At 61.7% G+C, this 16,518-nt stretch carries 18 protein-coding genes; 10 read left to right on the top strand and 8 right to left on the bottom strand.

What is annotated here, in order from left to right:
* Positions 1 to 22: 22 nt before the first annotated feature.
* The 3 genes from AC1PUL_RS01030 to AC1PUL_RS01020 are packed head-to-tail and all read right to left on the bottom strand — an operon-like array spanning position 23 to position 2,098.
* Positions 23 to 799 (bottom strand): SDR family oxidoreductase, encoded by a 777-nt coding sequence (locus tag AC1PUL_RS01030; protein WP_480466197.1) that lies wholly within the window; start codon positions 797 to 799, stop codon positions 23 to 25.
* A 32-nt stretch (positions 800 to 831) separates the two neighbouring features.
* A complete protein-coding gene (locus AC1PUL_RS01025; RefSeq protein WP_138287571.1) occupies positions 832 to 1,695 on the bottom strand; it encodes a MurR/RpiR family transcriptional regulator in 864 nt (287 codons plus the stop codon).
* Between the two features lie 16 nt (positions 1,696 to 1,711).
* Positions 1,712 to 2,098, bottom strand: a complete 387-nt coding sequence (locus AC1PUL_RS01020; protein ID WP_054147861.1) for a RidA family protein — start codon at positions 2,096 to 2,098, stop codon at positions 1,712 to 1,714.
* A gap of 112 nt (positions 2,099 to 2,210) precedes the next feature.
* Between AC1PUL_RS01020 and AC1PUL_RS01015 the strand changes: the two genes are divergently transcribed.
* The 6 genes from AC1PUL_RS01015 to AC1PUL_RS00990 all read left to right on the top strand — a co-directional run bounded on the left by AC1PUL_RS01015 (position 2,211) and on the right by AC1PUL_RS00990 (position 6,588).
* On the top strand, positions 2,211 to 2,702 hold the full coding sequence (locus AC1PUL_RS01015) for a hypothetical protein (protein WP_480466196.1): 492 nt from the start codon (positions 2,211 to 2,213) through the stop codon (positions 2,700 to 2,702).
* 36 nt (positions 2,703 to 2,738) lie between these two features.
* The gene (locus tag AC1PUL_RS01010; RefSeq protein WP_480466195.1) at positions 2,739 to 4,220 is read left to right on the top strand and encodes a M81 family metallopeptidase; all 1,482 of its coding nucleotides are present in this window, start codon (positions 2,739 to 2,741) and stop codon (positions 4,218 to 4,220) included.
* Positions 4,217 to 5,308, top strand: coding sequence for a D-TA family PLP-dependent enzyme (locus AC1PUL_RS01005; protein WP_480466194.1), 1,092 nt, complete (start codon positions 4,217 to 4,219; stop codon positions 5,306 to 5,308). The genes AC1PUL_RS01010 and AC1PUL_RS01005 overlap by 4 nt, the downstream gene beginning before the upstream one ends.
* Positions 5,309 to 5,474: 166 nt before the next feature.
* Positions 5,475 to 5,723: a type II toxin-antitoxin system VapB family antitoxin gene (locus AC1PUL_RS01000; RefSeq protein ID WP_480466193.1), complete on the top strand. Its 249-nt coding sequence runs from the start codon at positions 5,475 to 5,477 to the stop codon at positions 5,721 to 5,723.
* Positions 5,720 to 6,109: a type II toxin-antitoxin system VapC family toxin gene (locus tag AC1PUL_RS00995; RefSeq protein ID WP_480466192.1), complete on the top strand. Its 390-nt coding sequence runs from the start codon at positions 5,720 to 5,722 to the stop codon at positions 6,107 to 6,109. Before AC1PUL_RS01000 ends, AC1PUL_RS00995 begins: the two co-directional genes overlap by 4 nt.
* Before the next feature lie 44 nt (positions 6,110 to 6,153).
* Complete coding sequence (locus AC1PUL_RS00990) at positions 6,154 to 6,588, top strand: GFA family protein (protein ID WP_480466191.1); 435 nt, start codon at positions 6,154 to 6,156, stop codon at positions 6,586 to 6,588.
* 83 nt (positions 6,589 to 6,671) lie between these two features.
* Here the strand turns inward: AC1PUL_RS00990 and AC1PUL_RS00985 are convergent, their stop codons facing one another.
* The 5 genes from AC1PUL_RS00985 to AC1PUL_RS00965 form a co-directional block, all read right to left on the bottom strand.
* Positions 6,672 to 7,802, bottom strand: coding sequence for an ABC transporter ATP-binding protein (locus AC1PUL_RS00985; protein WP_480466190.1), 1,131 nt, complete (start codon positions 7,800 to 7,802; stop codon positions 6,672 to 6,674).
* Positions 7,803 to 7,899: 97 nt separating this feature from the next.
* On the bottom strand, positions 7,900 to 9,120 hold the full coding sequence (locus AC1PUL_RS00980; RefSeq protein WP_298463437.1) for an extracellular solute-binding protein: 1,221 nt from the start codon (positions 9,118 to 9,120) through the stop codon (positions 7,900 to 7,902).
* Positions 9,121 to 9,184: 64 nt separating this feature from the next.
* The gene (locus tag AC1PUL_RS00975; RefSeq protein ID WP_480466189.1) at positions 9,185 to 10,045 is read right to left on the bottom strand and encodes a carbohydrate ABC transporter permease; all 861 of its coding nucleotides are present in this window, start codon (positions 10,043 to 10,045) and stop codon (positions 9,185 to 9,187) included.
* Positions 10,042 to 10,926, bottom strand: a complete 885-nt coding sequence (locus AC1PUL_RS00970; RefSeq protein WP_480466188.1) for a carbohydrate ABC transporter permease — start codon at positions 10,924 to 10,926, stop codon at positions 10,042 to 10,044. The genes AC1PUL_RS00975 and AC1PUL_RS00970 overlap by 4 nt, the downstream gene beginning before the upstream one ends.
* 12 nt (positions 10,927 to 10,938) lie before the next feature.
* Positions 10,939 to 12,123 (bottom strand): Gfo/Idh/MocA family protein, encoded by a 1,185-nt coding sequence (locus AC1PUL_RS00965; RefSeq protein ID WP_480466187.1) that lies wholly within the window; start codon positions 12,121 to 12,123, stop codon positions 10,939 to 10,941.
* 483 nt (positions 12,124 to 12,606) lie between these two features.
* Here AC1PUL_RS00965 and AC1PUL_RS00960 point away from each other — a divergent pair, with 483 nt between their 5' ends.
* The 4 genes from AC1PUL_RS00960 to AC1PUL_RS00945 are packed head-to-tail and all read left to right on the top strand — an operon-like array spanning position 12,607 to position 16,518.
* A complete protein-coding gene (locus AC1PUL_RS00960) occupies positions 12,607 to 13,374 on the top strand; it encodes a GntR family transcriptional regulator (RefSeq protein ID WP_480466186.1) in 768 nt (255 codons plus the stop codon).
* 11 nt (positions 13,375 to 13,385) lie between these two features.
* Positions 13,386 to 14,408, top strand: coding sequence for an SIS domain-containing protein (locus AC1PUL_RS00955; RefSeq protein WP_480466185.1), 1,023 nt, complete (start codon positions 13,386 to 13,388; stop codon positions 14,406 to 14,408).
* Positions 14,405 to 15,589: an N-acetylglucosamine-6-phosphate deacetylase gene (gene nagA / locus AC1PUL_RS00950; protein WP_480466184.1), complete on the top strand. Its 1,185-nt coding sequence runs from the start codon at positions 14,405 to 14,407 to the stop codon at positions 15,587 to 15,589. The genes AC1PUL_RS00955 and nagA overlap by 4 nt, the downstream gene beginning before the upstream one ends.
* Positions 15,586 to 16,518, top strand: a complete 933-nt coding sequence (locus tag AC1PUL_RS00945) for an ROK family protein (RefSeq protein ID WP_480466183.1) — start codon at positions 15,586 to 15,588, stop codon at positions 16,516 to 16,518. The genes nagA and AC1PUL_RS00945 overlap by 4 nt, the downstream gene beginning before the upstream one ends.

The following is a 16,518-nucleotide window of genomic DNA, read 5'->3' as shown; positions in this document are numbered from 1 at the left end:
GAATGCTCCGGGCTTGTCGGTATCAATAATTGTCGGATTGCGAGAAGGTTCGCGCGAGTTCGGCCTGGCCCGCTGTCAGCCCGCAATCGACGGGAAGGCACACACCGGTGATGGCAGCCGCCTGGTCGCTCGACAGGAAGAATACGGCATTGGCGATGTCTTCCGCCGTCGCGATCCGGCGCAGCGCATACCAGCGCTTGGCTTCCTCGAAGACTTGCGGGTTGGCGGCAGCACGCGCCTCCCAGGCCTGGGTGCGCACGGTGCCGGGTGCCACCGCATTCGAGCGGATACCGTATTTGCCGTATTCGACGGCAATCAGCTTGGTGAGGTGAATAAGCCCCGCCTTGGCCGCGCTATAGGCCGGGTGACCGAAGACGGCCATGCCATTGACCGAGGAAATGTTGACCAGCGCGCCTTTGGACGCCTTCAGCGCCTCCTCAAAAGCGCGGAAGCAGAGGAACGGCGCTTCGAGATTAAGCGCATTGTCCTTGCGCCAAATGTCGCCATCGGTATCGCCGAGGCTCACGGCCCGCGCGGCACCGGCATTGTTAACGAGCGTATGAACGAGGCCCAGCGTGGAAATGCGCGCGGCCGTCTCGGCGAGATCCTGCTCGTTCGTCACATCGCAGACCAGCGAGGCAAAACGCTTGTCATCATTCAGCTCGACCATGGCCTTGCCCAGCGCCTGACCGTCGAGATCCAGAAGCACCACGACGTCATGGCTATCGGCCAGACGCTTGGCGATTGCCCGCCCGATATCGCCGGCAGCACCGGTCACGACGGCAACCTTATGCGTCACGGCAGGTCTCCGATATCGATACGGGCATGGAATCAGTCTCCGAGAAGTTGCCGGTCGTCACCATCGCGGTGTTCGACCAGCTGTTGTTTGATATGGCGCAGCGTCACCTGCGACTGCTTGCGATTGCGATAGGCAACCAGGCTCGCAATCACGTCGACGACCGCGAGATAGGCAAAACGTGTCGAGGTCGGCCGGAAGATGTTTTCGCCTTCCGGCAGATCGATGCCGATGACGAGTTCGGATGCCTCGGCCACCAGGCTCTGGCTCTGGGTGAGCGCAATCGTGGTGATGCCATTTTCGCGGGCGAGCTTGAAGCATTTGACCAGCTCGGCATTGCGCCCCGAAAACGAAGAGCCGATCAAAACGTCGTTCGAACGTGCGGCCGCCGTCAGCATCAGCTGCATGTTGTGGTCGGCCGAGGCCGTGACCCGCGAGCCCAGACGGAAGAGGCGATTCTGGATCTCGCCCGCAATCATCGAGGAATTGCCGCCGGAGCCGAAGGCGTAGACCATCTCCGCCCGCGCCAGCCGGTCCGCGACTTTGTCGAGGATGGCGGGGTCGAGCGCCCGATGCACCATGAACATGGCATTTTGTGCCTTGGTGATCACATCACTCGCAACATCAGCCGGCTCCGTGCTCTGGGCCTCCGGGTTGAGATAGCGCACCCCGACATAGGCCGTGCGGGCGAGATTGACCTTGAAGTCGGCAAAGCTGTTGCAGCCGAGACGACGGCAGAAGCGCGTCACCGTTGGCGGCGAGACTTCCGCCTTCTCGGCCAGCTCGATGATCGAGGCATTGACGGCGAAATCGAAGGAATTGAGCAGGATATCCGCAATGCGTTGCTCGGAGGCCGAAAACTGCCCTGCCTCTTCCTGAATGCGCGCGAAGATATCCAATGCCCTGCCCTCTCTCTTATTTCGAAGGCTTGAAGGCTACGCAGTCGATCTCGACCTTGCAATCGACCATCATCGAGGCCTGGACGCAGGCGCGCGCTGGTGGGTGCTCACCGAAATACTGCTGATAGATCTTGTTGAAGGTCCAAAAGTCGCGTGGGTCATCCAGCCATACGCCGCAGCGCACGACATGCTCAAGCCCGTAGCCCGCCTCTTCCAGAATGGCGATAACATTGGCGATGGTCTTGTGGGTCTGCTCGATGATGCCGCCCGGAATGATCTCGCCATCTTCCATGGCCACCTGGCCGGAGACATAGAGCCAGCCATCGGCCTCGACAGCCCGGGCAAACGGCAGCCGCTGGCCACCCGCACCCGCCTTCTCGGCCCCGTAACGCTTGATCGTCATGGACACCCCTCATGCAAATTATTTTCTTCGATCGTTGACAAGCGACCACAAAAAACGGATTTTGACCAGATAAAATCGACATTCATGAAAAGAATTTAAAAACGGGGAAGAAATGCGCAACCCATTCCACAATCCGTTTCCGGCAACGGACGAAGCCCGCCACGCCATCTGGGAGATGCTCGTCCCCCGCGACATCGATGCCTTCCTCGCCGCCGACTGGGGGATGGTCGCCCATGACTTCGTCGAGGATGGCTTCATCGGCATCAGCGGCAATCGCGAGGACAATCCGGACAAGTGGACGCTGGCCTTCCCCAATCTCGCGGCTTACCGCGACGAATGGCTGAAGCAGGCGCATGACTTCGCCGGCCAAGCTTACGGCGAGGATCCGCGCACCGCGATCTTCACCACGACGACGCTGGAAGATATCGAGATCTCAGGTGAAACCGCGCTCGTGCGCAAGAAGTTCGACGGCGGCATCAAGAAAGCGGATGGGAGCCTCGACGTCATGCGCTGGCAGACGCTCTATTACTGCCGCCTGCATGAAGGCCGCTGGAAAATCTCCGGCTTTACCGGTTATCTGCCCAATCCGATGGGCCAGCGCTGAACCCGCCCTCAACCCCTGAGACCTGGAGGTCGGCCCTTGCGCATCTTCACCGCCGCGCTTGCAACGGAAACCAACACCTTCTCCCCGATCTGCATCGACCGGCGCGCCTTCGAGGATTCGCTTTATGCGCCTCCGGGCAAGCATCCCGCGACCCCGACGCTCTGCACCGCGCCGATCACGGTCGGTCGCAAGGTCTGCACGGACAAGGGCTGGACGCTGATCGAGGGCACGGCGACCTGGGCGGACCCGGCGGGCCTCGTCAACCGCCAGACCTATGAGAGCCTGCGCGACGAGATCCTGGATCAACTGCGCGCAGCCATGCCTGTCGATGCCGTTGTGCTCGGCCTGCATGGCGCCATGGTCGCCGACGGTTATCTCGACCCGGAAGGCGATCTGCTGACCCGCATCCGCGAGATCATCGGCCCGGACATCCTTCTTTGCGCCGAGCTCGATCCGCACAGCCACCTGACGGCAAAACGCGTCGCCGCCGCCGATTTCTTCGTCGTCTTCAAGGAATTTCCGCACACCGATTTCGTCGATCGCGCCGAAGATCTCTGGCGGATCGCCGTCGACACCCTGGAAGGTCGGGTAAAGCCGGTCATGTCGGTCTTCGACTGCCGCATGATCGATGTCTTTCCGACCTCGCGCGAACCCATGCGCAGCTTTGTTGACAGACTTATGGCCATCGAGAAGACGGATTCGGAGGTGCTGTCGCTTTCCGTCATCCATGGTTTCATGGCCGGCGACGTACCGGAGATGGGCACCAAGACGATCGTGGTGACCAACGGCAATGCCGACAAGGGCACGATGTTGGCGCGCGATCTCGGCCTTGAGCTTTTCTCCAAGCGCGGCACCTTCATGATGCCGCAGATCGACGAGAAGACGGCCCTCGACCAGGCACTGGCCTATCCCAAAGGCCCCGTCGTCATCGCCGATATGTGGGACAATCCGGGCGGCGGCACGGCGGGCGACGCGACCGTGATCCTTGCGGAAATGCTGGCGCGTGGCGTCACCAACGCGGCGGTCGGCATGATATGGGATCCGATTGCCGTTCAGATCTGCATGGCCGCCGGCGAAGGCGCCGAGATACCGCTGCGCTTCGGCGCAAAATCAGCCCCCGGCACAGGCCATCCGATCGACGGTCTGGTGAAGGTGGTCAAAGTGGTCCCGAGTGCAGAGATGCGCTTCGGCGACAGCATCGCGCCGTTTGGCGATGCGGCCCATATCCGGCTTGAGGGCATCGACATCATCCTGAGCTCGGTCCGCGTCCAGAGCTATGATCCCTCGCTCTTTACCGCACTCGGTATCGACCCGACAGCCAAGCATCTGCTCGTCATCAAGTCGACCAACCATTTCTATGCGGCCTTCTCGCAGATCGCCTCGGAAATCCTCTACTGCGCTGCGGGCACGCCCTATCCGAACAATCCGGCCAAAACAGCCTATCGCCATGTGCGCCGCGATATCTGGCCGATCATGGCCAATCCGCATGACACACCCGAAGGCAGCGAGGCCGCATGATGGAACTCCCCCGCCCCAAACCCGGCCAGAGGATTGCAGAACTCTCGACACCGCTGCCCCTCATCGACGAAGAGAAGCTCGCCGCCAACATCGCCCGTGTGCAGACCTATATGGACAGCTACGGCCTCGCCTTCCGCCCACACATCAAGACCCACAAGATCCCGGCCATCGCGAGCCAACAGGTGAAGGCCGGCGCGAAGGGCATCAACTGCCAGAAGATCACCGAGGCCGAAATCTTCGCCGATGCCGGCTTCGAGGACCTGTTGATCACCTTCAACATCCTGGGCGTAGAAAAGCTTGCGCGACTCGCGGCGCTGAACGCCCGCATCTCCGGCCTGAAGGTCGTCGCAGACAGCGAAACGACGGTGCGCGGCCTCTCTTCGGCCTTCTCTGAGATCCGACCGCTGACCGTTCTCGTTGAATGCGACACGGGCGGCGGACGCTGCGGCGTCCAGAGCCCGGAGGCGGCGATTGCACTGGCCGAGACGATCACGGCTGCCCCCGGCCTGACCTTCGGCGGCATCCTGACTTACCCGAAAGCCGATACCGAAGAAGCTGTCGAAGCCTTCTTCGCCGCGACACTCGCCGGCCTTGCCGCCCGCAACATCGCCTGCCCCATCGTCTCCAATGGCGGCACGCCCAGCCTCTTCTCGGCGCACAAGGTGACCTCGGCCACCGAGCACCGGGCCGGCACCTATGTCTACAACGACCGCGCGATGGCCCGCTCCGGCCACTGCAGCCTCGATGACTGCGCCATGCACATTCTGGCGACCGTCGTCTCCCGCCCGACCGAGGATCGCGCCATCCTCGACGCGGGTTCAAAAGCGCTGACCTCGGACCTCCTCGGCTTCTCCGACTATGGCGTCATCGTCGAGTACCCGAACGCCGTCATCTCCGGCCTCTCCGAGGAGCACGGCACGGTCGATCTATCGAAAGTCCAGGGGCGCCGTCCCGCAATCGGCGAGAAGGTTCGGATCATCCCGAACCACACCTGCGTCGTCTCGAACCTCTTCGACATCATGACCTTCCACCGAGACGGGATCGTCACCCGGGTGGAAGAGGTCGCGGCGCGTGGTTTGGTCTGGTAACCAGTCCTAAGCGATGGATCTCCTGCCGAAGGCAGGCCAATGACGCGCACTCTGCAGGTTCTTCCGCCAGGGAATGTGAAGCCGTCACGGCGACGCTTTGAAACGGCTATGAAGTCGGCTAGAATGGTAGAATTCTGGCTACCTTGGTAGAATGGAGCAATGCGTTATGAGCCTCAACATCAAGGACCCCGAAGCGCATCGCCTCGCTCAAGCGATCGCCCTTGCCACGGGGCAGAGCATGAGCCGTGTTGTCACCGAGGCTCTCCGCGAGCGCTATGCGCAGATTGAGAAGCAGAAAGGCAAGGCTTCCGTCGACGAACTTTTGACGATCGCGAGCCGGGCCGCAGCACATCTGACGCAGCCTTACGCCGATCACGCGGAGCTTATCTACGACGAGGATGGCCTGCCGAAATGATCGTCGACACATCAGCCATGGTGGCGATCTTCTATGGCGAACCGGAAGCTGCCGCCTTCACGCGACTGATCCACGGCGCGGCGATAACGCGGATCAGCGTGGCAAACTATCTTGAACTATCCATGGTGATCGAAAAGCAGCTCGGGCCGGAGGGGATGCGGCAGGTCGAAGCCTTCTTCCGCCGCGCAGCGATAAGCATCGAGCCAGTGACTGTCGAACAGGGCAATCTCGCCCGACAAGCCTTCCTCGATTTCGGCAAAGGCAGACACAAGGCGGGATTGAACTTTGGCGACTGCTTTGCCTACGCTCTCGCGAAGGATCTTGATGAACTGCTGCTCTTCAAGGGCAAAGACTTCGCGGAGACGGACATTCGCTCGGCGGTATAATGCTGCCATTGCCAAATCCATCACCTCAAGGCGGAAGGACCATCATGACGGAGCACAAGCAGTTGCAGGGTCTGCACCGGCTGCGTGGCGGCTGCATGTGCGGGGCCGTCTCCTACGAGGTCGCCGATCGCTTCCTTTACGCGATCAACTGCCACTGCTCGAAATGCCGCCGCACGACGGGCTCGGCTTTTAAGCCGATCGCGGGTGTGACACCCGAAGATTTCACGATCACATCGGGCAGCGACGCGATGTTCCGCCACGGCGACCCCCAAGGCATCCATGACATGCACTGCCGCACCTGCGGCTCCCTCGTCTATTCCTGGATTGCCGAGAACGGCAGCGTGAAAGTCCATATCCCCATGGGCACGCTCATCGATCCGCCCTCGATGAAACCCTCCATGCACATCTTCGTCGGCTCCAAGGCCCCGTGGTACGAGATCCTCGACGACCTGCCGCAGTTTGACGGCTTTCCGGACTGACAGCGCGCAGCAAGCCCCCAAACGAAAAAAGGTCCGCCCGAAGGCGGACCAGGGGATTGGCCTTTGGCATGGCCGGGAGGAGCTTATTGGGCAGCCGTGACGGAAGCGGGCAAGTCGAGGGTGCGCCAGTCGATGCGGCGCTCCAGCGCCTGACCGTTGCCGTCGAAGAGATGGCAGTCGGCGGCCATGATGCCGGTTACCATCGGCTGCTCGACGCGGATGGGCGCCGAGCCCGGCAGCAGCGCACAATAGGGCTCGCCGTTTGGCAGCGAAGCATAGGCAATCGTGTTGATGCCGAGACGCTCGATGACGCTGGGCGTGACCATGATGTTGATATCGCCTTCGCTGAGACGCGTATGCTCAGGCCGGATCCCGAGCGTCAGCGTCTGGCCAACGAGATCGGGACGCGCATCGACCGGGATCAGCGCCGTCTGCCCTTCATAGGAAATCGTCACGCCGATCGCATCGACGCCGACACAGGTGACCGGCACGAAGTTCATCTTCGGATTGCCGATGAAGCCGGCGACAAAGGTGTTCTGCGGCTTGTGATAGAGCTCGAGCGGTGCTCCCACCTGGGCGATATGCCCGGCATTCAGCACCACGATGCGGTCGGCCATGGTCATCGCCTCGATCTGGTCATGGGTGACGTAGATCATCGTCGCTTCGAGGTCGCGATGCAGCTTGGTCAGCTCGATGCGCATGTCTGCGCGCAGGGCCGCGTCGAGGTTGGACAGCGGCTCGTCGAACAGAAAGATCTTCGGTTCGCGCACGATGGCGCGGCCGATGGCGACACGCTGGCGCTGGCCGCCGGAAAGCTGGCCCGGGCGCTGCTGCAGGCGCTGGTCGAGCTGCAGGATCTTGGCGACAGCGCCCACTTTCTCGCGGATCTGCTGCTCTGGCAGCTTCTCGACGCGCAGCGGAAAGGCGATGTTCTCAAAGACCGACATATGCGGATAGAGCGCATAGGACTGGAAGACCATGGCAATGCCGCGCTCGACCGGCGGCTTGTCATTGACCCGTTCGCCATCGATGACGATGTCACCGTCGGTCGTGTCATCAAGGCCCGCGATCATGCGCAAAAGCGTGGACTTGCCGCAGCCCGAGGGACCGACGAAAACGACGAACTCGCCGTCCTTCACCTCGAGATCGACACCCTTGATGACCTCGAAATGTCCGTACGACTTGCGCACCTTTTTCAGAAATAGCTGACCCACGACCCTCAGTCTCCATTGCCGACCTCAACAGTCGGCCAAACCCGCTTGATGAAATCCGCGGGCCGAAACCGGCCCGCGGAGCCTCGGTTGCCCGAGATTACTTGTACTGCTCGAGTTCGCCGGCAGCCTTCTTCAGGGCGTCGGCCGGCTCGGCCTTGCCGGTAACGACCGACTGGACCATCTCGATCATGACGTTCTGGAAGCCCTTGTAGTCGGTGAAGAGGGGCTCCGGACCACCATAGGCGATGCCGTCGATGAACGGCTTCCAGAAGGGCTCGTTGGCAACGAACTGGTCAACGACAGCGCCCGGACGCAGCGGGGTAAGGCCGGCGCCTCCCTGCAGCTCGTATTCATGCTGGATGTCGGTCGAGGTGATGTACTTGGCGAATTCCGTCGCCTTCTCCTCGACGCCCGAGCCCTTGAAGATGGCAAGGCTGTCGGTGATCAGCAGCGTGCCTTCACCCTTGGCTGCAGGGCCGAGCGGCAGCGGGGCAACACCCCAGTTGATCTTGGTATCCTTGAGACGATAAGCGGCGCCCGAACCGGCCTGGATCATGCCGACCTTGCCGTCGAGGAAGATGGCGCGGATTTCGTTTTGCTCGTAGGCGGTCGCACCTTCGACGGAGTAAGGCGTGATGTCCTTGTAAGCCTGCAGGGCGGCCAGAACTTCCGGGCTGTCGATGACGATCTTGTCGCCGTCGATGACCTTGCCGTTGTTGGTGTAAACCCAGTGCATGAACTGGTGCATGGTGTTGTCGAAGGTCTTGGCCGGCAGACCGTAACCGGCAGTGCCGGTCTTCTCCTTGATCTGCTTGGCAGCAGCGATCGTGTCAGCCCAGGTCTTCGGCGGGCTTTCCGGGTCCAGACCGGCGGCCTTGAACAGGTCCTTGTTCCAGTAGAGCGCCTTGGTCGAAAACGCGATCGGAACGCCCCACTGCGTGCCCTCGAAGGTCACGGTGTCGACGATGTTCGGATAGTAGGACGCCTTTTCCTCGTCGGTCATCGGGACTTCGACGATGAGGTCGTTCTGGGCGAATTCTTTCAGCGTGCGCGAGCCGACATAGGCCATGGCAACGGGCGTGCCGGCGACGGCGAGCGTGGTGGCCTTGTCCTGGCACTGTTCCCAGCCGACGACTTCGGGCTTTACCTTCCAGCCGGCATTCTTGCCTTCCCACTCGGCGATATACTTCTCGTGGATCGGATCGATCTTGTCGCCGCAATAGATCCAGCTGATCTCCTGGTCAGCAGCTAGCGTGGTGAGCGCCGAGCTTGCGAGCAGGGCGAATGAGCCTGCGAGCATGGTCAGTTTTCTTGTCATCGGTAGTTCCCCTTTGTTGACAGGTTGAAAGCGTCCGGTTGGCCCGAATTTTGGTTGGCAGCCCTTACTTCACCGCGCCGGCGGTCAGTCCGCTGACGAGGTAGCGCTGCAGGAAGAAGATCACGATCATCGCCGGAGTAATGCCGACGAAGCTTGCCGCCATCAGCTCGTTCCAGATGACCTCCTGGCGACCGAAATAGGCAAACAACCCGATCGGCAGCGGCATGTATTCGGTCTTGGAATTGAAGGTGAGGGCGAAGATGAACTGCTGGGCATAGGCGCCGATGAAGGTCGTGATGGCGACGACGGCGATGCCGGGTGTGGCAAGCGGCAGGATGACCCGGCGGAAGGTGTAGAAGTAGCCGGCGCCATCGACATAGGCCGCCTCTTCCAGTTCGCCCGGGATGCGCATCATGTAGGTGCGCAAGAGCCAGATGGCCGAGGGGATGAGGAAGGCGACACCCGGCACGATCATCGCAAAGTAAGTGTTCAGCACGCCGAGCGACCGCATCAGCCGGAAGAGCGGGATGAGCAACACGGCACCCGAGAACATGTTGACCGCGAGAAAGGCAGCCAGCAGCTGACCGCGACCGCGAAATTCGAAACGGGCAAAGGCATAGGATGCCGGCACCACGAGCAGCAGGACGACGACAGTCGCAATCGTCGAGATCAGGAAGGAGTTGAAGATGTAGCGCGCAAAGCCCGGAACGCTGTCCCACATGGTGATGTAGGCGTCGAATGAGCCGTTTTCCGGCCAGAAGCGATAGGGCGAGGAGAAGAGCTGGCTGAGCGGCTTGAGGCTGACCAGGAAGCCTTCGACGAAGGGTGCCAGAACGAAGGTCAGGAAGACCGCGATCCCAGTATAGATGCCGACCAGCTCATACCATTTGTAGCGGTTGATCAAGGCTGTCTTGTCGTAGCTCATCGGGCAGGCTCCTGCGAGAGACGGCTGGTCACGCGGAAATAGGCAACACAGAAGATCGAGAGGAAGATGCAGATCAGTACCGCACGGGCCGCGCCCTCACCGTATTTCTTCGAGCCGATCGCGGTGTGATAGGTGTCGATGATCATCGTCGTGGTCTCGCCGCTCGGACCGCCGCGCGTCAGGATCCAGATGATGTCGAAGGAGTTGAAGGTCGCGATCAGAGACAGCATCGACATGGTGATCATGGCGGGCAGGATCAGCGGCAGGGTGATGCGGCGGAAGCGGTATAAGCGACCGGCGCCATCCGTCCAGGCGGCCTCATAGAGATCCTGCGGGATCGCCTGCATGGCAGCGAGCATGTATAGCGTCACCATCGGCACGCCGATCCACACATCGGTGAAGATCGTGGCCCAGAAGGCCGTCGAACCATAGGCGAGGAAGGCAACGGGGCCATCGACCACGCCCATGCGCTGCAGGACGCCGGAGATCATCCCGAACTGGCCGTTATACATCCAGCCCCACATGAAGATGCCGATCGCCATAGGCACGATCCATGGCGGCATGGTCAGCACGCGAAACAGCGTACGTCCGGGAACGGCGGCGTTCAGCATGGCTGCGCCGAAGGTACCGATGATCATCTTGATGGACACCGAGAAGAAGGTCCATACGAAGGTCCTGATGATGACTTCGCCGAAGGTGTCGTTGAAGATCTTCTCGTAGTTGGCCCAGCCGACCCAGTTCGTCGTCTTCCTGAGCGACGCATCCGTGAAGGACAGGATGAACGTATCGACCAGCGGATAGGCGACAATGACGGCGATATAGACAAGGGCCGGCGCGATCAGCAGCCAGGCAAACAGGATAGCGCTTCGGCGAGCTTGCATCCGACCGCTCCCTTACGCCGACCGGGCGCGAGCGGGCGCACCGGCGCTGCCATGCAGGCAGGCATCGAACTTTTCCCAGACCGGCTTCAGATCAACAACCTTGCGGGCAAGCCGCGCCTCGTCCATGGCAAGCGCCAGGATGCCAGCTTCCAATGCATCGATGGCGGAGACCGGCTGCTTGGCACCCGTCTGAACGAAGGCGATCACGTCTTCGGCCATCTGCTCGTCAGCACCGTAATGCTGCGAAAGCGCTGACGGCGCCTTGTAGGTATTGGCAATGACCTTCTCATTGGTGCGGGCGTCATGCACATCCATGAAGCCGCGCACGAAGTCGCCTTCCGCCATGCCCTTGGAGCCGATCACGCAGAAGCGGCGGAACTCATCCGGCACGTTGAGATTGGTGTGGAAGGTCATCGACACACCGTTCTCGTATTCGACGATCGCGGTCTGGTAGTCGATGATATCGCCATCGCTGTCGAACACCTTGTCGGAGCCCTGCCAGCCGCTCGGCTTGCGGTGATAGACGTTGAGATCGTTGATGCCTTCGGCTTCCGGCGCATTTTCCGGCACGAAACTCTTGCGACCGCCGAAGCTCGCGACGAAACGCGGACGGGCGCCGACCACACCATTATAGAGGTCGAGATCGTGGCAGCACTTTTCCAGCATGAAACCACCGGCATAACGGCCGTAGCGGCGCCAGTCGCGCATGAAGAAGGCACCGTGATAGGGCTGGATGTGCTCGGAGGCCTCGATGGAGACGACATTGCCAAGCCGCCCCTCTTCCTGCGCCTTGCGCAGGTCGCGATAGAGCGGGGAATAACGCAGCACCAAGCCTACCAGCAGGCGGTCATGGCCGTAGGTATTGAGCAGGGAGGCGAGCGCGTAGCTTTCCTCAATGCTGGTGACGATCGGCTTTTCGGTGAACACGGTCAGACCGGCCTCGAGACCGATGCGGATATGATCGAGATGCAGATGGTTGGGCGACCCGATCATCAGAAGGTCGAAAGCCTCACCTGCGATCAGGGCTTCAGGCGTCTCATAGACCTTGCCCGGGGAGATGCCATGCTCATTGAGTGTCGCCATGCCGGCCGGAGCCGGATCGACATAACCGACGATCTCGAAACTCGGGTCGATCTCCTTGAACACCCGACCCAGATATCCGAGACGGAATCCGAGCCCGATAATCGCGACCTTCATGATGCATTCCCCTGCTTTCGTAATTATTTTTCGCAGACTGCGTCAAATTTCCGAGATCGTCAACACGGGAAGCGAAATTCCCCGTATTGATGAAAATGGTTTTCACGATCCATCCGCAAGATTGGAAAATGAGCACCCCACCCACCAAACCCGGCACCACCAGTCTCGACACAAGCCTTGGCGACGGGGATGTAAATTGGGCTTCTTTCCAATCGTTAATTTAAGATACCAAAACTAGTCCAATCGTAAAGCTGGTTATGTCCAAATCGGGCAAAAAACGCGCAAAATCCTGTTTTCATGATGAAATTTCTTAATCTGCACAGGATTAGAAGAGCCTACATCAAAACCATTTGCGAAATAGGTTTCTGGTTGGTATTGTTTTCGCAAAGACCACTAAGGGGATGGATCCATGCGGAGAGAGAGAACGGAAAGCGCCACCGCGATCCGCTTGCGATGCGCCCGACACTGGGGCAGAGGAAGCGCATGAGCACATCTCTTCCCCTCGAACAGGTGCAGTCCGTCCGCGGCGGACCGCTTTACGTCAAACTCCGAAAGATGATCGAGGATGCGGTGGCGTCCGGGCGCCTCAAGCATGGCGAGGCATTGCCGGCCGAGCGCGACATCGCCGATGCGGCCGATATCAGCCGGGTAACCGTTCGCAAGGCGATCGACGAACTGGTCGCAGAGGGCCTCCTCGTCCGTCGGCGTGGATCTGGCACCTTCGTTGTCAAACCCGTTCAGCGCATGCAGCAGCCGCTGAGTCAGCTCACCTCCTTCACCGAGGACATGCGTCGGCGTGGTATGGTTGCAGGTTCCCGCTGGCTCGGCCGCGGCCTGTTTTACCCGACGGCAGAGGAAACCATGATGCTCGGCCTCGTCAGCGGTGCACGTGTCGCCCGACTGGATCGTCTGAGAACCGCCAACGACATGCCGATCGCGCTGGAACGGACCAGTCTGCCGGACGATCTGCTGCCGGACCCGGATAAGATCGAGGACTCCCTCTATCTCTGCCTGCTGGACGCCGGCATCCGGCCGGTGCGCGCCAACCAGCGCATCTCCGCCGTCCTCCTGAAGGACGAGGAAACCAAACTGCTCGGCGTTGCGCCCGGCTCGGCAGCGCTCTCGGTGCAGCGGATTGCCTATCTCGAAACCGGCCGCGTGATGGAAATGTCGCGCGCGCTGTACCGCAGCGACGCCTATGACCTGGTCGCCGAACTCGGCATCGGTTCGCCCATGAAGCCTCAAGACTGAAAGTTTGGCCTATGACCACGAAGATGCGTGAGGAGATCAACGAGATCCCCGCAGCCGCCGCCCGATTGCTGGACACATCCAGAACCGTGATCGCCGAGGCGGCAAACGCCTTGCGTGACAAGGATCCAGGTGTCGTGGTCACCATTGCCCGAGGCTCGTCCGATCATGCGGCGCACTTCCTGAAATATGCGATCGAGCTGCAGATGGGCCTGCCGGTCGCCTCGCTCGGCCCCTCGCTCGCCTCGATCTACGAGACCCCGATGAAGCTCGGCAAAGCTGCGGCCTTTGCGGTGTCACAGTCGGGCGCCAGCCCAGACATCGTTGCGATGGCCAAAGGTGCCCGCGATGGCGGCGCAACCACGGTGAGCCTGGTCAACACCCTGCCCTCGCCGCTCGCCGAGGCGGCGACCTTCGCCATAGACATCAAGGCAGGCCCGGAAATTGCGGTTGCCGCCACCAAGTCCTTCGTCAACTCGATCGTCGCGGGCCTTGCCATCCTCGCAAGCTGGAGCCGCGAGGAGGCGCTGACCCGCGCCGTCGACGCCCTGCCCGAACACTTCGACAAGGCGCTTGCGCTAGACTGGAGCGCCTTGCTTGAACCGCTGAAGTCGGCCGAGTCGCTCTACATGCTGGGTCGCGGCCCGGCTCTTGCCATCGCCGCCGAAGCCGCTCTGAAATGCAAGGAAACCTGCGAACTGCATGCGGAAGCCTATTCCTCCGCCGAAGTCCTGCATGGTCCCGTCTCGATCGTCGGTCGTGACTTCCCCGTCGTCGCCTTTGCCGCCCGCGACAAGGCGGAAGCCTCGATTGCTGGCACCGTCTCAAAGCTCGCGGCGAGCAACGCGACCTGCTTCATCACCTCGGATCAGGCAACGGCCGGTCACAAACTGCCTTTCATCGCAACAGGACATCCGATCACGGATGCACTGGCGCTGATCGTTCCCTATTATGGCTTCATCGAATCCCTCTCCCGTGCCCGTGGCTTCAATCCCGACAAGCCGGTCGCACTGAAGAAAGTTACCGAGACCCAATGAGCCAAGCCTTCGCCATCACAGCAAGCCGCATCTTCGACGGACACCGGTTCCACGAGGACGCGGCGCTCCTGGTCGAGAGCGGCCGGGTCAAGGCCATCCTGCGCAAGACCGACCTGCCGACCGGTGTCCCACGGCAGGATATGGGCGATGCGTTGATTGCCCCTGGCTTCATCGACCTGCAGGTGAATGGCGGCGGCGGCGTGCTATTCAACAACGACCCGACTGTGACCGGCATCCGCACGATCTGCGAGGCCCATGCGCGTTATGGCACGACAGCCCTCATGGTCACGCTGATCACCGATGCGCCCGAGATCAAGCGCGAGGCGATCACCGCCGGCGAGGCCGCCGCCAGGGCTGGCGAGCCGGGTTATCTCGGCCTGCATCTGGAGGGACCGCATCTCTCGATTGCCCGCAAGGGCACCCATGATCCGGCCCTGATCCGCCCGATGACCAAGACCGATCTCGACTATCTCGTCGCGCAGGCATCGCGTTTCGGCATCCCGATGATCACGGTGGCACCGGAAAGCGTCACCCCGGAACAGGTCAAGCGCCTGGTAGAGGCCGGCTACCGCGTCAGCCTTGGCCATACCGACACAACTTGTGCCGGCGTCGAGGCCTATGTCGAAGCCGGAGCGACGCTGGTTACCCATCTCTTCAACGCCATGAGCCCGCTCGGCAACCGGGAGCCCGGCCTCGTCGGCGCGGCCATCACCTCGCCCACCCTGCATTGCGGCCTGATCGCCGACGGTTTCCATGTCGATCCGGTGACCATGAAGATCGCGCTCGCCGCCAAGACCGGTCCGGCCCACATCTTTCTCGTGACCGACGCCATGTCGACCATCGGCACGGACCAGACGGGCTTTGATCTCAACGGCCGCGCCGTCTACCGCCGCGATGGCCGCCTGACCCTTGCCGATGGAACGCTGGCTGGCGCCGATATCGACATGCTCTCCTGTGTTCGCTACGTGCACGAAAAACTCGGTCAGTCCCTGGAAGAGGCCCTGCGCATGGCATCGCGCTATCCCGCCGAGGCCATCGGCGCGCCAAACAAGGGGAGCCTCGCCGCCGGCCAGGATGCCGATTTCGTCGTGCTTGGCCCGGATCTCGACATCCACTCAACCTGGATCGCAGGCACTTGCGTCTTCGCGGAGGACACAGAAGCCAGCAGGGCCTTTGCATGATCGTCTGCTTCGACATTGGCGGCACCGCGATCAAGGGCGCGCTCGCAACGAGCCCGGAAGACATCCGCCCCTTCCCGCGCCAACCGACCCCGATCCACGATTTCGACGCTTTCGTCGCAACGCTCGCATCCGTCATAACCGAGGCCGAAGCCATCGCCGGTGAGCGAGCGGCCTGCATCGCGATCTCGATCGCCGGTGTCATCGATCCCGATACGGCGAACGCCGTCGTTGCCAACATCCCATGCATCCACGGCCGCCCGCTCCAGGCCGAACTCGAAGCCGCCCTCGGCCTTCCGGTTATCGTCGCCAATGATGCCGACTGTTTCGTGCTGGCCGAAGCCGGCATAGGTGCTGCGCGCGGGCACCGCGTCGTCTTCGGCGTCATCCTCGGCACCGGCGTGGGCGGCGGTCTCGTCATCGACGGCAAGCTGATCAACGAGAGTGGTTTCGCCGGCGAGTGGGGCCATGGGCCGATCCAGCCGACCGAAGCCGGCACGCCTCCGATGCACGTGCCGCGTTTCCAGTGCGGCTGCGGCCAGGTCGGCTGCATCGACGCGATCTGCAGCGCGCGGGGCCTGGAAAAGCTGCACAGGCATATTCACGCGGAACAGCTGACCAGCGAGGAGATCATCGCCGACTGGCAGAAGGGCGACGCCAAGGCCGAACGCACCATCGACGTCTATGTCGACATCCTCACCGATGCCCTGTCAATCGTGGTCAACGTCACCGGCACGACCATCCTGCCGGTGGGCGGCGGTCTCTCCAACGTTCCGGAACTGTTGACGCGGATCGACACGGCCCTGAGGTCACGCATCCTGCGCAAGTTCAAGGAGCCGATCGTCGTACCAGCCGCCTGCCGCGTCGAGCCCGGCCTTGTGGGCGCTGCCATCCTCGGCCTAGACTTCGCCAAAGACCACAACGGAGCCTGA

It is taken from the genome of Rhizobium sp. P43, from assembly GCF_056730705.1.
Note: the sequence above shows the minus strand (reverse complement) of the source record. Positions and strands in the feature narration are given on the sequence as shown.